The sequence below is a fragment of the Plantactinospora endophytica genome, assembly GCF_016862915.1.
Classification (GTDB): Bacteria; Actinomycetota; Actinomycetes; order Mycobacteriales; family Micromonosporaceae; genus Plantactinospora; species Plantactinospora endophytica.
The window spans coordinates 263,372-279,813 of the sequence record NZ_BONW01000002.1 but is presented as its reverse complement, the minus strand read 5'-3'; the positions used below and the strand labels follow the sequence as shown (position 1 = coordinate 279,813).

At 74.6% G+C, this 16,442-nt stretch carries 13 protein-coding genes; 8 read left to right on the top strand and 5 right to left on the bottom strand.

Going from position 1 to position 16,442, the window contains the following annotated elements; all coding sequences use genetic code 11:
• Positions 1–163: 163 nt before the first annotated feature.
• Both aroA and rsgA read left to right on the top strand, forming a co-directional pair.
• Positions 164–1,474 carry a 3-phosphoshikimate 1-carboxyvinyltransferase gene (gene aroA / locus Pen02_RS04170; RefSeq protein WP_203864547.1) on the top strand — a complete coding sequence of 437 codons (1,311 nt, stop codon included), beginning with the start codon at positions 164–166 and terminating at the stop codon, positions 1,472–1,474.
• Between the two features lie 183 nt (positions 1,475–1,657).
• Positions 1,658–2,608 carry a ribosome small subunit-dependent GTPase A gene (gene rsgA / locus Pen02_RS04165; RefSeq protein WP_239140044.1) on the top strand — a complete coding sequence of 317 codons (951 nt, stop codon included), beginning with the start codon at positions 1,658–1,660 and terminating at the stop codon, positions 2,606–2,608.
• Positions 2,609–2,722: 114 nt separating this feature from the next.
• Here the strand turns inward: rsgA and Pen02_RS04160 are convergent, their stop codons facing one another.
• On the bottom strand, positions 2,723–3,328 hold the full coding sequence (locus tag Pen02_RS04160) for a DUF2087 domain-containing protein (protein WP_239140042.1): 606 nt from the start codon (positions 3,326–3,328) through the stop codon (positions 2,723–2,725).
• A gap of 52 nt (positions 3,329–3,380) precedes the next feature.
• Here Pen02_RS04160 and hisN point away from each other — a divergent pair, with 52 nt between their 5' ends.
• Together hisN and Pen02_RS04150 are read left to right on the top strand one after the other, a co-directional pair.
• Positions 3,381–4,172 (top strand): histidinol-phosphatase, encoded by a 792-nt coding sequence (gene hisN / locus Pen02_RS04155; RefSeq protein WP_203864546.1) that lies wholly within the window; start codon positions 3,381–3,383, stop codon positions 4,170–4,172.
• A 74-nt stretch (positions 4,173–4,246) separates the two neighbouring features.
• A complete protein-coding gene (locus Pen02_RS04150; protein ID WP_307837699.1) occupies positions 4,247–5,191 on the top strand; it encodes a hypothetical protein in 945 nt (314 codons plus the stop codon).
• 73 nt (positions 5,192–5,264) lie between these two features.
• Here Pen02_RS04150 and Pen02_RS04145 read toward each other — a convergent pair whose 3' ends face one another.
• Complete coding sequence (locus Pen02_RS04145; RefSeq protein ID WP_203864545.1) at positions 5,265–6,464, bottom strand: glycosyltransferase; 1,200 nt, start codon at positions 6,462–6,464, stop codon at positions 5,265–5,267.
• Positions 6,465–6,730: 266 nt separating this feature from the next.
• On the opposite strand from Pen02_RS04145, the gene Pen02_RS04140 reads away from it, so the two are divergent.
• On the top strand, positions 6,731–7,297 hold the full coding sequence (locus Pen02_RS04140; RefSeq protein WP_203864544.1) for a DUF5709 domain-containing protein: 567 nt from the start codon (positions 6,731–6,733) through the stop codon (positions 7,295–7,297).
• Between the two features lie 43 nt (positions 7,298–7,340).
• Here the strand turns inward: Pen02_RS04140 and Pen02_RS04135 are convergent, their stop codons facing one another.
• Positions 7,341–7,973: a response regulator gene (locus Pen02_RS04135; RefSeq protein WP_203864742.1), complete on the bottom strand. Its 633-nt coding sequence runs from the start codon at positions 7,971–7,973 to the stop codon at positions 7,341–7,343.
• Between the two features lie 183 nt (positions 7,974–8,156).
• Positions 8,157–9,338: a MacS family sensor histidine kinase gene (gene macS / locus Pen02_RS04130; protein WP_239140041.1), complete on the bottom strand. Its 1,182-nt coding sequence runs from the start codon at positions 9,336–9,338 to the stop codon at positions 8,157–8,159.
• 144 nt (positions 9,339–9,482) lie between these two features.
• On the opposite strand from macS, the gene Pen02_RS04125 reads away from it, so the two are divergent.
• The gene (locus tag Pen02_RS04125) at positions 9,483–9,947 is read left to right on the top strand and encodes an ATP-binding protein (RefSeq protein ID WP_203864543.1); all 465 of its coding nucleotides are present in this window, start codon (positions 9,483–9,485) and stop codon (positions 9,945–9,947) included.
• Between the two features lie 168 nt (positions 9,948–10,115).
• On the top strand, positions 10,116–11,630 hold the full coding sequence (gene glpK / locus Pen02_RS04120; RefSeq protein WP_203864542.1) for a glycerol kinase GlpK: 1,515 nt from the start codon (positions 10,116–10,118) through the stop codon (positions 11,628–11,630).
• Between the two features lie 115 nt (positions 11,631–11,745).
• On the opposite strand, the gene Pen02_RS04115 is transcribed toward glpK, so the two are convergent.
• The gene (locus Pen02_RS04115) at positions 11,746–12,360 is read right to left on the bottom strand and encodes a hypothetical protein (RefSeq protein ID WP_203864541.1); all 615 of its coding nucleotides are present in this window, start codon (positions 12,358–12,360) and stop codon (positions 11,746–11,748) included.
• A gap of 227 nt (positions 12,361–12,587) precedes the next feature.
• Here Pen02_RS04115 and Pen02_RS04110 point away from each other — a divergent pair, with 227 nt between their 5' ends.
• Positions 12,588–16,430: an nSTAND1 domain-containing NTPase gene (locus Pen02_RS04110; protein ID WP_203864540.1), complete on the top strand. Its 3,843-nt coding sequence runs from the start codon at positions 12,588–12,590 to the stop codon at positions 16,428–16,430.
• Positions 16,431–16,442: the final 12 nt, after the last annotated feature.

Genomic DNA, 16,442 nt, shown 5'->3' with positions numbered 1-16,442 from the left:
CCCGCGCGGGCCCGGAAGACGCCGGTCGGCCGTCCCGCGCGGACACGGAAGACGCCGGTCGGCCGTGCCGCGCGGGCCCGGACGGCGCCGGCCGGCCGTCCCGTCAGGCGGGAGGGACCGAGGCTCCGATGCCCGGCCCGGGCCGGCGAGGCAGAATGTACCGGTGCCGAACCTGACGGCGGTCCGCCCGCTCGAACCCTGGACCGCGCCGACCGCGACCGACCCGGTCGCCTCGACGCTGCGGCTGCCCGGCTCCAAGTCGCTGACCGCCCGGGCGCTGGTGCTCAGCGCGGTCGCCGACGGCCCTTCCACGCTGCGTCACCCGCTCCGCGCCCGGGACACCGAGCTGATGGCCGGCGGCCTGCGCGGGATGGGCGCGCACGTCTCCACTGTGGACGACGAACGGTGGCTGGTCCGGCCCAACCCGCTGCACGGCCCGGCGCACGTCGACGTCGGCCTCTCCGGCACCGTGATGCGGTTCGTCCCGCCAGTCGCCGGGCTGGCCGAGGGGCCGGTCACCTTCGACGGCGACCCGCACGCCCGGCAACGCCCGCTCGGCCCGCTGGTCGAGGCGCTCCGCTCCATCGGCGTACGCATCGACACCACCGAGGGCGCCAGCCTGCCGCTGACCGTGCAGGGCTCCGGCCGGGTGCTCGGCGGCGAGGTGGTGATCGACGCCTCGGCGTCCAGCCAGTTCGTCTCCGGGCTGCTGCTCGGCGGGGCCCGGTTCGACCGCGGGATCGTGGTCCGGCACGTCGGCCCACCGGTACCGTCCGCGCCACACCTGCGGATGACCGTGCAGATGCTCCGGGCCGCCGGTGCCGCCGTCGACGACAGCACCCCGGACGTCTGGGTGGTGGAGCCGGGGCGGCTCTCCGGGCGCGGCTGGGACATCGAGCCGGACCTCTCCGGCGCCGTGCCGTTCTTCGCCGCCGCACTGGTCACCGGGGGCGGGGTGACCCTGCTCGGCTGGCCGCGCAGCAGCCTGCAACCGGTCGACACGCTCCGTGAGCTGCTGTCCCGGATGGGCGGCGAGGTGACCCTGGGCACCGACGGCCTGACCGTACGCGGCACCGGAGTGATCCACGGGCTCGACGCCGACCTCTCCGACGTCAGCGAGTTCACCCCGGTGCTGGCCGCGCTCGCCGTACTGGCCGACTCGCCGTCCCGGCTCCGTGGCGTGGCACACATCCGGGGCCACGAGACCGACCGGCTGGCCGCGCTGGCCCGCGAGCTGAACGGGCTCGGCGCCGAGGTCACCGACACCGCCGACGGGTTGGAGATCCGGCCCCGGCCACTGCACGGCGGCGCCTTCCGGACCTACGCCGACCACCGGATGGCACACGCGGCGGCGGTGATCGGGCTCTCCGTTCCCGGCATCGAATTGGACGACGTGGCGTGTACCTCCAAGACCATGCCCGAGTTCCCGGCACTATGGTCGACGATGGTGACCGGCGGCGACGGGCGCCGATAGCCGGGACCGGTCCGTCCCCTCGCTGATCGCCGCCGCCCGGAGACGAACGCGAGAAAACGGGGAGCGGAGCTGGCGGGCAAGCGGCGGGAGTACGACGAGGACGACGTACGGGTCCGACCCGGTCGTTCGTCGCGCCCGCGTACCCGGACCAGGCCCCGGCACTCCGACGCCGTCGACGGGTTCGTGATCGCCGTCGACCGCGGCCGCTACACCTGCGTGGTCGGCGACGACCCGGCCGGCGGGCAGGTCGAACGGGGCGGTGCCGACGGGACCGTCACCGCGATGCGCGCCCGCGAGCTGGGCCGCAAGTCGGTGGTGGTCGGCGACCGGGTCGCGTTGGTCGGCGACACCTCCGGTGCGGCCGGGGCGCTGGCCCGGATCGTCCGGATCGCCGAGCGGACCTCGGTGCTGCGGCGTACCGCCGACGACGACGAGACCACCGCCGAGGGGCGGCTGGAACGGGTCGTGGTGGCCAACGCCGACCAGCTCGTGATCGTCAGTTCGCTGGCCGACCCACCGCCCCGGACCGGGTTCATCGACCGCTGCCTGGTGGCGGCGTACGACGCCGACATCGAACCGCTGCTCTGCCTGACCAAGTCGGATCTGGCGCCGCCGGACGGGGTGCTCGGCTACTACGCGGAACTCGACCTGCCGCACGTACTCGTCGGCCCCGGCTCGGACCTCGACGAGCTGCGCGGGCTGCTCGCCGAGCGCGTCTCGGTCATGGTCGGGCACTCCGGGGTGGGCAAGTCGACGCTGGTCAACCGGCTTGTCCCGGCGGCGGACCGGGCGGTCGGCACGGTCAGCGCGATCGGCCGGGGCCGGCACACCTCCACCAGCGCGGTGGCGCTGCGCCTGCCGTCGCTGCCCGGCAACCGGCGGACCCATCCCGGCTGGATCGTCGACACCCCCGGGGTACGCAGCTTCGGCCTGGCGCACGTCTCGGCCGACAGCCTGCTGCACGGTTTCCCCGATCTGGTCGAGGGGACCGTCGAGTGCCCGCCCAACTGCGAGCACACCCCGGACGAGGCCGACTGCGCCCTGGACGCCTGGGTGGCGGCCGGCAACGCCGACCCGCGCCGGCTGGCGTCGTTCCGCCGACTGCTGGCGTCCCGGGCCGGCGCCGTCGAGTAGCGGAGTTATCAGACGCCGAGTAGCGGGGGCTAGCGGTCGACGCCGTCGGGGCTGCTGACGTGCCGGGCCGGCACCGACGAGTAGCGGAGTTACCGGACGCCGAGTGGCGGGGGGCTAACGGTCGATGCCGTCGGGGTCGGTGGCGGCCGGACCCGGGTCGAGGTCGACCGGGCCGCCGCTGCGCCAGTAGACGCCGTCCCGGCGGGTCAGCAGCACCTCGTCGACCAGGTAGCGGCGCAGCGCGGCGTAGTCGTCGTACCAGGCCCGGAGCAGGGCGTTCACCTCACGCTCGGAGTACCGCACCCCCGGCTCGAAGGTGGTCACGACGTGTTCCAGCAGCAGCCGACGCTTGCCCTGGGCGGCCGGCATCTGACTGATCCGGCCGTCCCGGACGAAGGCCCGGAGTACCGTCGCGGTGGCCCGGTCCGGGTCCAGCTCCACGTCCGGCTCGGCGGCGGCGGGCGGATGTGCGCGTACCGCCTCCTTGAACGCCCCGACCAGGGCGACCGTCCGGCCGTCCACCGTCTCGACCAGGCCGCCGGTCTCCAGCCGGCGCAGCGCGGCGACCACGGTCCGGGCGGGCAGCCCGGTCCGCTCCGCCACCTCGGCCGGATCGCCCGCGCCGAGCACCATGGCGGCGAAGGTGGCCAGCCGGTCGGGTTCGGCGAGCAGACCGATCAGGAGTTCGGGGGACAGGTCGGAAATCGGTTCGGTGGCCACGGCGCGGGATGCTAACGCACTCGACTGGACGGGATCGAGTAGGTTTCCCGCCATGGCCCGGTACGCGGACGACCTGTCCCTGGCGCACATGCTCGCCGACACCGCAGACTCGATCTCGATGGCCCGGTTCCGGGCCCTGGACCTGCACGTGGAGTCGAAGCCGGACCTGACACCGGTCACCGACGCGGACACCGCCGTGGAGAAGGCCGTCCGGGCCACGTTGGCCCGCACCCGTCCCCGGGACGGCGTGCTGGGCGAGGAGTACGGCGCCTCCGCCGCACCCGCCGGAGCCGGCACCCGGCAGTGGGTGATCGACCCGATCGACGGCACCAAGAACTTCGTCCGGGGGGTGCCGATCTGGGCCACCCTGATCTCGCTGATGGACGGCGACACGCCGGTCGTCGGGCTGGTCTCCGCGCCCGCGCTGGGCCGCCGCTGGTGGGCCGCGACCGGCCTCGGCGCGTACGCGGGCAAGCACCAGGCGGCGGCCACCCCGATCCGGGTCTCCGGGGTCGGCCGGCTCGCCGACGCCAGCTTCTGCTACTCCTCGCTGCACGGCTGGGAGGAGACCGGCCGGCTCGACCCGATGCTCGACATCATCCGCGCCGTGTGGCGCAGCCGGGCGTACGGCGACTTCTACGGCTACATGCTGGTCGCCGAGGGCGCGGTCGACGCGATGGTCGAGCCGGAGCTGTCGCTGTGGGACCTGGCGGCGCTGATCCCGATCGTGACCGAGGCCGGCGGCACCTTCACCGACCTGGCCGGACGCCCCGGCCCGGGTGGCGGCAGCGCGATCGCCAGCAACGGCAAACTGCACCAGGATCTGCTCGACCGGCTCGGCTAGCCGGCCGAGCGAACCGGCGCATCAGCCTCTATCCTCGCCAGGTGGTGTCCACCGGTTGGTGCTTCCTCGCGGCCATGATCGCCGCCTATGGCGTGGCCAACCTGCTCCAGTCGGTGGCCGCGACGCGAACGACCCTGCACCACACCTTCGACCCCGGGCTGCTGCTGCGGCTGGCCGGGCACCGCAGCTACCTGGTCGGGCTGACCTGCCAGATGCTCGGCTTCGTGCTCGCCTTCCTGGCCCGGCGCGACCTGCCGCTCTTCCTGGTGCAGGCGAGCGTGGCGGCCGGGCTGGGCGTGACCGCGCTGCTCGGGGTGCTGGTGCTCAAGTGGCGGCTGCCGGCCGCCGAGGTGTTCCTGCTGGTACTGCTGCTGGTCGGGATCACCGCCCTGGTGCTGGCCGCGAAACCGGCGCCGTCGAGGCAGCTCGGGACCGCCGGGGTGGCCGGGCTGGTGGTCGCGCTCGGCGTGATCGGCGGGCTCGGTTTCTTCGCGGTACGCCTGCACGGCGCACCGGGCTCGGTGGCGCTCGGCTCGCTGGCCGGGCTGGCGTTCTCGGCCGCTGCGGTGGCCGCCCGGCCGCTGGCCTCGGTGCACTCGTTCGACGCCTTCCTCCGTGACCCCCTGCTCTATCTGCTGATCACCCACTCGGTCGTCGGCCAGTTGCTGCTCGGCCTCGCGATGCAGCGCGGCTCGACCACGGCGGCGGTGGCCGCGATGGACGCCGCCGGGGCGGTGCCGGCGGCGATCGTCGGGCTGCTGCTGCTCGGCGACCGGATCTGGCCCGGCCGGGAGTGGCTGGCCGGGGTCGGCTTCCTGGTCACCCTGGTCGCGGTGCTCGGCCTGACCCGGTACGCCGAACCGCAGCACACGCACACCCTGTTGCCCGACCAACGTGGCCGGGAACTGCCCGCACGGTCCAGGGCGGCACTGCCGGCCCGACCCGCCGAGCGGGTGCCGAGGCGTCCCGCCCCGAACCGCCGCCGGTCGACCTCGATCGCCCCGATCCCCCGCCGCTGAGCCTCGCCCGTTCCGTCCGGTCGGGTTCCACCGTGCCGAGCGGTCGACCCGTCGCCGGGCTGGCGGCGGCCGGTCAGCTCGTCGCGGGCTGGCGGCGGAGTACCACCCGCTCGTAGAGGCGCTCCAGCGCACCGGCCGTACGGTCCCAGGTGTAGCTGCACCGGACCCGGTCCACCGCCGCGTGCCCGTACGCGAACCGCTCCGCGTCGGCGGCGAGCAGCCGGCGCAGTGTGACGCCGAGGCCGCGTACGTCGCCGGGTGGGACGAGCCGGCCGGTCACCTCGTCGACCACGGTGTCCACGATGCCGCCCATCGAGTAGCCGACCACCGGCACCCCGCAGGCCATCGCCTCCAGTGGGATCCGGCCGGCGGAGGCGTACCGGGGTGTGCAGGCGACCACGTCGGCCGAGCGGTACAGCGCGGGCATCTGGTCGTGCGGCACCGCGCCGACCAGATGGATCTGGTCGGCGACGCCGCTCTGCTCGGCGACCTCCCGCAGCCGGCGGGCCTCGGCGTGGCCGTTCAGTCCGTCGGCGGCCGGGCCACCGGCGATAACCAGCTCGACGTCCCCGACCAGCCGCAACGCCCGGATCAGGTCCTCCTGCCCGTGTCCCGGGTCAAGTCCGCCGGCAGCCAGGATGCGGGGCCGCCGGTCCCGGGACACCGCCTCGCCCTCCGGGGCGAACAGCTCGGTGTCCACCCCCGCCGGCACCACCACGACGGAGGCCCGCTGCAACCCCATCCGGGTCAGTTCGTCGACCTCGTCGGTGCACTGCGCCACCGCCATGTCGACCGCCCGGGTCAGCGCCAGTTCCAGCGGGATCCGTTGCCCCGGCCCCCGGTACGCCTCGCCGAGGTGCCGGAGTTGCTCGACACCGAGCGAGTGGAAGGTCTGTACGACCGGAATGACGGTGTCCCGGACGGCGCTGGCCGCCGCCAGTCCGCCGATCCAGAAGTGCCCGTGCACCACCTCGGGCGCCCAGTCCGCCGCCCAGCGGTCGGTCAGCCAGCGGCCGAGTTCGGGCACGTGCGGCACCAGCTCGCCGGTGGCGGTACGCCGGGTCGGGCCGACCGGCACCCGCTCCACCCGGTACCCGCCGATGTCGCTGGTCGGCGGCGCGTCCGGATCGTCGAGCCGCTCGTACACCCGTACGTCGTGGCCTCGCCCGGTCAGCTCGGCGGCCACCCGGGCCACGTGCTGGTGCGTACCGGCGAACTGGCCGCGACTGGACTGCGGCGGGCCGGCGTGTGCACAGACGAGGCCAACGCGCATGGGTCACCTCCAGCGACGGCTACGGGCCAGGGCCGTTCGATCAGAGGCTCCCATTAACCACGACGGGCCGAGCGGAAACCTGGCAAACCGGTGCGCGGACCCCACCGGCCGGGCCTCCGTCGCCGACGGCCGGCGTCGCGGGAGCCGGTCACCGACCTCACCACCGCCGTCCTTCCCGCTCCGCCGCCGGCTAATCCGCGCCGGGCGGTCCGGGCGGTCGGGCTTTGCCCGGTTACGGCTAGCCGGGCAGCGGGTAGTGACCTGTCATGCGCAGTAACGAGTTTCCGACGCCCGTGTCCGACCCGGAGGCGGAGGGCCTGCCCGGCACCGCCGACGACGACTCGTCGGCCGGTGACGACGTCGCCACCGGTCGGGAGGCGGACGGTTGGGATCCGGCCGCACTGCCCGCCGACCGGCCGCTGGCGGTGGACCGGTACGGCAACACCGCCGAGGAGCAGGCCGACGGGGAGCCGCTGGACTACAAACTCGGCCAGGAACGCCCCGAGCTGCTGGTCGACGACCCGCTGGCCGGCCCGGTGGACCAGGCGATCTCCGGCGAGGCGGACAGCGACGAGGCCGCCGCCGAGGCGCAGCTCGACGCGGACGTGATGGATCCGGGGCCGACCTCCGACCCGAACTCGCCGGTGTCGATCTACGATCACGGCAACCTGGGCGACGCGCCGGGCGGTGGCCCGGTCGGCCGGCTGGTGGAGCCGGACGAGGGTGCCCGGGACGACGACGAGACCGACTCCGTCGCCTTCGACCGGGGCGCGGCCGGCGGCGGCGCGAGCGCCGAGGAACTGGCGATCAACGAGACCCAGCCGCCCCCGTGACCCGGCCCCCGCCCCGTCGAGCCTGATCAGTCGTGGAGCCTGATCAGTCGTCCAGCCCCTGCTCGATGGCGTAGCGGGTCAGTTCGACCCGGTTGTGCAGTTGCAGCTTGCCGAGCGTGTTCTGCACGTGGTTCTGCACCGTACGGTGCGACAGGCCGAGCCGGCCGGCGATCTGCTTGTAGGACATCCCCTTGGCGACCAGCCGGAGTACCTCCGTCTCCCGCTCGGTGAGCCGGGGCAGGTCGTCGCCGGCCGGTGCCGGCGCGGCGGCGATCCGCCGGTACTCCCCTAGCACCAGCCCGGCCAGTCCCGGCGTGAAGACCGCGTCACCGGCGGCGGTACGCCCTACCGCGTCCAGGAACTCCGCCGGCCCGGCCGACTTGAGCAGGTAGCCGGTCGCCCCGGCCTTCACCGCGTCGAGCACGTCCTGCTGTTCGCCGCTGGCCGAGAGCATCAGCACCCGCACCCCGGGCAGCTCGGCCAGCAGCGCGCGGAGCACCTCGACTCCGGAGACGTCCGGCAGTTGCAGGTCGAGTACGACGACGTCGGGCCGGGTGGCCGGGGCGACCCGGACCGCCTGCCGCCCCTCGCCGGTGGTGGCGACGACGTGGTAGCCCGCCTCGGTGAGGTCCCGGGCCACCCCTTCCCTCCACATCGGATGGTCGTCGACCACCATCACCCGGACTGCCGGCACACCCTCGTCGGTCACACCGGCGAGCCTAGACGAGCCGGCCCTTCCGGTACGTCCGCCGACCGGCGCCCACCTGCGCGTCGCCGGCATCCCCGTGTGGACGGTCGTGGTACCCGGCAACCGGTGTCGGGATGTGGACGGTCCGCCGCGAGCCGACCAGACTACGCGTCACCGGTCCGCGCGCTGCTCCGGAACGGTACGGCCGCGCGGCACCCGCAGCTCGACCTCGGTACCCTCGCCCGGCGCCGAGCTGATCCGGACCGTGCCGCCCAGGTCGGCGATCCGTCCCTCGATCGACTGGGCCACACCGAGCCGCCCCTGGCCGGCCGCCTCGGCGAGCCGCCCCGGCGGGAAGCCCGGCCCGTCGTCGCGCACCGAGACGGTGACCGCCGCCGGATCGTCCTCGACCAGCACCCAGCCCCGCCCGCCGCCGTGCCGGGCCACGTTGTCCAGCGCCGCGCCGACCGCCGCCGCCAGTTCACCGGCGACCCCGGCGGGCAGCGGCACCGCCGTCGCCGGGGCGGCGATCGAGACGGTGGCCGAGGCGTACCGGCCGAGCAGTGAGCGCAGGTCGACCTCCTGCCGGTCCAGCCCGGTCGGCGCCCGGCTGGCGATCAGCGACCGGAGCGCCGCCTCCTGCTCACCAGCGAGCCGGGCCAGCTCACCGGCCTCGCCGTCCAGGTGGGCGCCCCGACGCTGGACCAGGGCCAGCACCTGGAGGACGGAGTCGTGGATGCCTCGGGCCAGCCGTTCCCGCTCCCGGGTCGCCGCCTCCAACTCGACCGCCTGCTGCAACCGCTCCTCGGCGACCACCGCGAGCCGGACGACGTGCCCGACGGCGATCCCGGCGAGCAGCATCAGGGCGGCGCCGGTCAGCGAGCCCTGCACGAACCGCTCCCGGGCGACCAGGTCGGTACCGCCGATCACCAGCGCGGCCACCACGCCGCGCCGCCGTCCGCCGGAGACCGCCCAGGCGAGCACCGGCCCGGCCAGCCAGGCGACGCTGGGCGGTGGCACGCCGTCGTTGAGGACGTCCCGGCCGACCACCCGGGGGGCGGCCAGCACCACCGCCAGCACCACGGCCAGGTCGGCCAGCAGCAGCGGCCAGCGCCGCCAGGTCGGATCGGCGTACGCGTACGCGCTGCACACCGTCCAGCCGGTCATCGCCAGCAGCAGCACCGCACCGGCCACCGGATGGGCGTAGTCGTTCAGGTTCCGTACCGCCAGCACGGCGACGTACGCCAGGGCGGCGAACCGGTAGACGGCGATGGACCGCCACAGCGGGGCCTGGGAACTGCCCGGCGGGTCGCGGCGGCGCCCGCCCGGCGCGTCGCTCGACGAGTCCGGCACGGACCGACCATCGCACAGCGCGGCGAAGGGGACGACCCCGTACACCCGGGTCAACCCGCCCGTCGGCCCGGATGCGCAGCTACATACCCTGACGTAGGGTGGGAAAGCCACGAAAGGAATCGACGACCAGCGGCGGGACGGGCCATGAGCGACATAGATCCCCTCGCACCCACCGCTGTCGCGCCCGACGGGACCCCGCCCCTGCTCGCCCAGACCTTCGACGCCGACCGGGTGACCGAGATCCGGCACACCGTCACCGCGTGCGCCGAGGCGGCCGGCCTCGACGGCACCAGGCTGGACGACTTCGTACTGGCCATCAACGAGTTGATCACCAACGCGGTACGGCACGGCGGCGGGCGGGGTTGGCTGCGGCTCTGGCGTACGGGTCAGACCCTCTACTGCCTCGTCTCCGACACCGGCGGCGGGATCGGTACCGCCCGGCTCGACGAACGGCGGCGCCCCGCGCCGGAGATCGCCGGTGGCTGGGGGCTGTGGCTGGCCCGGCAACTCAGCGACGAGATGCTGGTGGAGAGCGGTCCCGAGGGCACCACCGTACGGATCAGCGCCGGCCTGGGTGGTGGACCGGAACCGACACCGCCGAGCGGGTGAAGTCGACACCGCCGAGCGGGTCACGGCCGGCCTTGCGCCGGATGACGCGGGCCGCCGAGCCGAATGACGCGGGACTGCGGGCCGAATGACGCGGGCCGCCGAGGCGGATGACGCGGGCCTCCGGGCAGCCGGGTGACGCGGACCTCCGGGCCGGGTACGGTGCTGCGAATGACCGATCAGTTCGTCGCCGCGATCGATCAGGGCACCACCTCGTCCCGGTGCATCGTCTTCGACGCCGCCGGCAGCATCGTGTCGATGGCCCAGCGCGAGCACCGGCAGATCTTCCCGCGACCGGGCTGGGTCGAGCACGACGCCGAGGAGATCTGGACGGCGGTCGCCCAGGTGGTGCCGGAGGCGCTCGCCGGGGCCGGGATCGGCGCCGGCCGGCTCGCCGCGATCGGCATCACCAACCAGCGCGAGACCACGGTGGTGTGGGACCGGGCCACCGGCCGGCCGGTGCACCACGCCATCGTCTGGCAGGACACCCGCACCGCCGCACTGCTGCGCCGCCTCGACGCCGAGTACGGCGAAGCGCGGTTCCGGGAGCGCACCGGGCTGCCGCTGGCGACCTACTTCGCCGGGCCGAAGCTGCGCTGGCTCCTCGACAACGTCGGCGGGCTGCGCGAGCGTGCCGTCCGGGGCGAGGTGCTGTTTGGCACCATGGACAGTTGGCTGATCTGGAAACTGACCGGGCGGCACGTCACCGACGTGACCAACGCCAGCCGTACGCTGCTGATGGACCTGCGGACCCTCGACTGGGACCCGGAGATCCTCGACGTACTGGACATCCCGGCCGGGATGCTGCCGGAGATCCGCTCCTCGGCCGAGGTCTACGGCACCGCGGAGGGCCTGTCCGGGGGCGAGGGCGCCGGCCCGCTGGCCGGGGTACCGGTGGCCAGCGCCCTCGGCGACCAGCAGGCGGCGCTGTTCGGGCAGACCTGCTTCCAGCCCGGCGAGGCCAAGTGCACCTACGGGACCGGGAGCTTCCTGCTGCTCAACACCGGCCGGAGTCCGGTGGCGTCCCGGCACGGGCTGCTGACCACGGTCGGCTACCGGATCGGCGACGAGCCGGCGACGTACGCCCTGGAGGGGGCGATCGCGGTCACCGGGTCGCTGGTGCAGTGGCTGCGGGACAACCTCGGGCTGATCTCCAGCGCACCGGAGATCGAGGAGTTGGCCCGGACCGTCGAGGACAACGGCGGCTGCTACGTCGTACCGGCCTTCTCCGGGCTCTTCGCCCCGCACTGGCGCAGCGACGCCCGTGGGGTGATCGCCGGGCTGACCGGGTACGTCACCAGGGGTCATCTGGCCCGGGCCGTGCTGGAGGCGAGCGCCTGGCAGACCCGCGAGGTGGTCGACGCGATGAACGCCGACTCGGACGTGGCGCTGCGCCGGCTCCGGGTGGACGGCGGGATGACCGCGAACAACCTGCTGATGCAGTTCCTCGCCGACGTGCTCGACGTACCGGTGGTCCGACCGAGGGTGAGCGAGACGACCTGCCTCGGTGCCGCGTACGCGGCCGGGCTCGCGGTCGGTTTCTGGCCGGACCTGGAGACGCTGCGCGGGCAGTGGCGCCAGGACGCCGACTGGGAGCCGGCGATGGACCCAGCGCACCGGGACCGCGAGCTGCGCAACTGGCGCAAGGCGGTGGCCCGCACCCTGGACTGGGTCGAGGACGAGTGACGGCGCCGCTGCCTGTGGTCTGACTCGTACCGCCGGGAGATCCTGGTCCCGAACCGCGCGAGGGGTGCCGCCCCCCGGAGGGGACGGCACCCGCGTTTCGTCGAACGTCGCCGACTCAGGTGATGCAGAGGATGCCCAGGTCGTCGACCCAGGTGCCGAGCTGCACGCCGTTGGCGCCGATCAGCGAGACCCGGACCAGGATGTCCGTCGGGCCGTGGTTCCACGAGGTGGAGACGAAGGTGTACGGGGCGTCCCCGCTCAACACCACCGTCTGCAGCGCCACGTACGTGAAACTGACCGGCTCGATGATCTCGAAGTTGATCTGCTGCGTGGCCCCGACCGGATTCACCCAGATGCCGGCCGTGCAGTTCGTGGTCGTCGGCAGGGCGACCCGCCGGCCGACCGAGGAGAAGCCGGCGCTGCGCATCGAGAGGAAGCCGTCCTTGACCCCGTTGTGGGTCTGCAACGAACTGATCCCGCCGGTGCCGTCACCGACGTGGGTGAAGCTCCAGTTCGCCGCCTGGTTGCCCTCGAAACCGTCCTGCACGGTGATGATCGCGGCACTGGCCGGTGACGCGGTTCCGGCGAGCAGGGCCACGGTCAGGCCGAGCAGGATCGCCGCCGTCGCTCCGAGCCGCCGGCCGGACCGACCGGACGCCCGAGGAACTGTCGCACCCGGGGACCGCACGAAGAGCTGGCGGAGCGGGCTGCGGAGGAGAGTGGATCGCATTACTGGTACCTCGTGATCTGACTGGTGGGGCGCCTGGCGCACCCCGGCTGTATCGATGTCTAGTCGCCGACTCGTTGTCCGGCTTCGGGCCGCCGACCCGGACAATCAACTCCGGACAGTCGACGGACGACCACGCCGAGCGACACGCGAGCGAGCAGGGAAGACGCCGCGCGAGCCTCGGCGAGCCGGACGACGACGAGCGACAGGCGAGCGAGCGGGGTAGAACAGTGCCGCGACCAGAGGGCGCGCTGGGGCCGGGAACTCCGGAGGTGCGGGAGTTCGCCGCCGGACTCCGCCTGCTGCGGGAGAAGGCCGGCTCCCCCGGCTACCGGGAACTGGCCCGACGGGCACACTTCTCCGCCACCACCCTGTCCGAGGCGGCCGGCGGGCGGCGGCTGCCGACCCTGGCCGTCACCCTGGCGTACGTGACCGCGTGCGGCGGCGACCCGGCCGAGTGGGAGGCCCGCTGGCGCCAACTCGCCCGCGACGAGGTCCCCGCTCCGGCCGGTCCGCTCCCCGACGACAGCCCCTACCAGGGCCTGCTGGCGTACGGGCCGGAGCGGGCCGAGTGGTTCTTCGGCCGGGAGGACGTCGTCGACGACCTGCGGCAGCGGCTGACCGGCCGCCGGTTCGTGGCCCTGTTCGGCGCCTCCGGCAGCGGCAAGTCGTCGGTACTCCGGGCCGGGCTGGTGCCTGCCGTCACGAGCCGACCGGAACGGCCGCCGGTGCTGGTGCTGACCCCCGGGCCGGATCCGCTCGGCGAACTGGCGGTACAGCTCGCCCGGCTGCTCCGGATCCCGGCCGGTGCGCTCCGCGCGGACCTGGCCGTCGACCCGGCCCGGTTGCACCTGACCGTCCGGCAACTGCTCGCCGACGCTCCCGCCGAGGCGGAGCTGTGGCTGGTGGTCGACCAGTTCGAGGAGGTCTTCACGCTCTGCCGGGACGCCGACGCCCGGACCGGGTTCGTGGCCGCGCTGCTCGCCGCCGTCGCCGCGCCGGACAGCCGGCTGCGGGTGGTGCTCGGGGTACGGGCCGACTTCTACGGGCACTGTGCCGAGCTGCCTGACCTGGTGGCGGCGCTGTCCGACGCCCAGGTGCTGGTCGGGCCGATGACCGCCGCCCAGGTCCGGGACGCCGTGGTACGTCCCGCCGAGCGCGCCGGGGCGATGGTCGAGGGCGCCCTGGTCTCCACCATCGTGGCCCAGGTGGCGGGCCGGGCCGGGGCGCTGCCGGTCGCCTCGCACGTGCTGCTGGAGGCGTGGCGGCGGCGCCGGGGCAGCGCGGTGACCCTCACCGGCTACCAGGCGGCCGGCGGGATCGACGGCGCGGTGGCGCAGACCGCCGAACGGATCTGGCAGGAGTTCGACCCCGGCCAGCGGCGGGCGGCCCGGCACGTACTGCTGCGGATGGTGGAGATCGGCACCGGGGACGAGCCGACGGCGCCGCTGGACCGGGCCGGGGTGCCGACCGCCCGCCGGGTGGACCGGGCCGAACTGGCCGAGACGGACGCGCTGACCTCGGGCGTACTGGAACGACTCGCCGCCGCCCGACTGGTCACCCTGGACGACCGTTCGGTACGGCTGGCCCACGAGGCGCTGCTCGACGCCTGGCCCCGGCTGCGCCGCTGGCTGGAGGAGGACCTCGACGGCGTACGCGTGCACCGGCAGCTCACCCAGGCGGCGGCGGTGTGGCGGTCGCTCGACCACGACCCGGGCGGGCTCTACCGGGGGCTGGCACTGTCCCGGGCCCGGGCGTGGGCGGACGCGCACCCGGAGAGCCTGACCAGCACGGAACGGGAGTACCTGGACGTCAGCCGGCGGGCCGAGGACCGCTCGACCGCCCGTCGGCGGCGGCGGCGACGCCTGCTCGGTGCCGCGCTGGCGGTCGTCGTCTCGGTGGTGACCGTGCTGGCCTCGGTGGCGGTGGTGCAGGCCCGGCAGGCGCGGGGGCAGCGGGATCTCGCCGTACACCGGCAGTTGGTCGCCGGGGCGCGGGCCCAGATGTCCCGCGATCCACAGCTCGCCTTCCTGCTGGCCCGGCGGGCCTTCGAGCTGCGGCCGGACGCCGAGGCCGAAGCGGTGTTGCGGCAGGCGACGCTGAGCTGGCGCGGGATCGAGGGGCGGCAGGTCTTCGCCGCGCCGATCAAGCAGGCCGAGCTGACCCCGGACGGCCGGTACGCCGTGGCCGCCGGGGAGCACAAGTCCGTACAGGTCTGGCAGCCGGCCGCACCCGACCTGCCACCGGTCACGCTGGCCGAGCCGGGCCCGGAACTGCTGACCGCGCTGGCGATCAGCCCGGACGGCCGGCGGGTCGCCAGCGCGGGCGAGTCCCCCTCGGTGCGGCTCTGGGACACCGCCGACCCCGGCCGGCCCCCGGTGTCGCTGCCCGGTCACCGTGGTCCGGTCCGGGACGTCGCGTTCAGTCCGGACGGCCGCCGGCTGGCCACCGGGGACTCGGCCGGCGTGGTCCGGATCTGGGAACTGACCGGCACGCCCCGGGCCCGCCCGCTACCGGCCGCGCGGGGCAGCGTCTTCTCGCTGGCCTGGTCGCCGGACGGGCGGCGGCTCGCCGTGGCCAGCACCGGCGACCCGACCCGGATCTGGCAGGTCGGGTCGCCGGTGCTGGACCGGGCGCCGACGTCGCTGCCCGACTCCACCGCCACCGCCGACGGCCTGCTGTTCAGCCCGGACGGCACCCGGATCGTCGCCGCCGACAACGCCACCACCGAGGACGGCGGCGTGCTGCGGAGCTGGCCGACCGACGGCGGCCCGCCGACGGTACTCGGCCGGCTGCGCAGCGCCTTTCCCGCCGTGTTCAGCCCGGACGGGCGCCGGCTGGTCACCAAGAACGCGTACGGCGTGATCACGATCTGGGACCCGACCGGTGCGTTCGACCCGCTGCCACTGCGCGGACACGCCGGCACGGTCTGCGCGGTCGCGCTGACCTCGGACGGCCGGCTGGTCAGCGTCGGTCAGGACGGCACCGTCCGGCGCTGGGACATCGGCGGCCCGTTCGACCCGACGATCGCACAGCCGCACGCCGGTCTGGTGCACGCCGCCCGGTTCAGCCCGGACGGCACCCACCTGGCCAGCGCCGGCATCTTCGACGGTACGGTCCGGGTCTGGCCCGTACCGCCCGCCCGCACTTCGTCACCTGCCCGACCAACCCCATCGACGGCCGGTACGACGATCGCGGTCAGCACCGCCGCCCCGGTCGTACTGTCCGGGCACGCCGGCATGACCATGGACGTCGCCTTCGCCCCGGACGGACGGCGGCTGGCCAGCCTCGACGCGACCGGGACGGTCCGACTCTGGGACTGGGCGGCCAAGCGGCAACTGGCTGCCTTCGACGCCGTGCGGGCGACCCGGGTCGTCTTCGGGCCGGACGGCCGACGGCTGCTGACCAGCGGCAGCGGCGGCATCCGGCTCTGGGACCGGCTCGACGACCGCCCGATCGCCGTCGACCTGGCGCCGACCGGCTCAGCGGCGGCGGCGTTCAGCCCGGACGGTGCCCGGGTGGCGACCGGTACCGGGGACGGCGGCGTACGCGTCTGGACCGTCGCCGGGAAGCCGGTCGCCACCCTGGACGGCGGCGCCGAACCGGTCAGCTCGGTGTCGTTCAGCCCCGACGGCGGTTCGGTGGCGGCGCTGAGCCGGGACAGCACCATCCGGATCTGGCCGGCGAGCGGTGGCGGGGCCCGGGTGGTGCTCTCCGCCGCCGGTCAGGGTGCCGCCACCACCCGGCTGGCGTACACGCCGGACGGGCGGCACCTCGCCATCCTCGGCGGCGGCGAGGAACTCGTCGGGGTCCAGCTCTGGTCCGCCTCGGGAGCCACCGAACCGGTGACCCTGCGTACGCTCGGCCCCGGGCCGCTCGGCTTCGCGTTCGCCCCGGACGGCGAACGGCTCGCCACCGTGCACTCCGACGGCTCGGTACGGATCTGGAGCTGTGACGTCTGCGGCTCCCTCCAACAACTCCTGCACACCGTCGACAGCCGAGCCACCAGACCGTTCAGCCCGGAGGAGCGGCGTACCTTCCTGCTCGACGGCAACCGTCCCGACCGGAGCTGACCGACCGGAGCT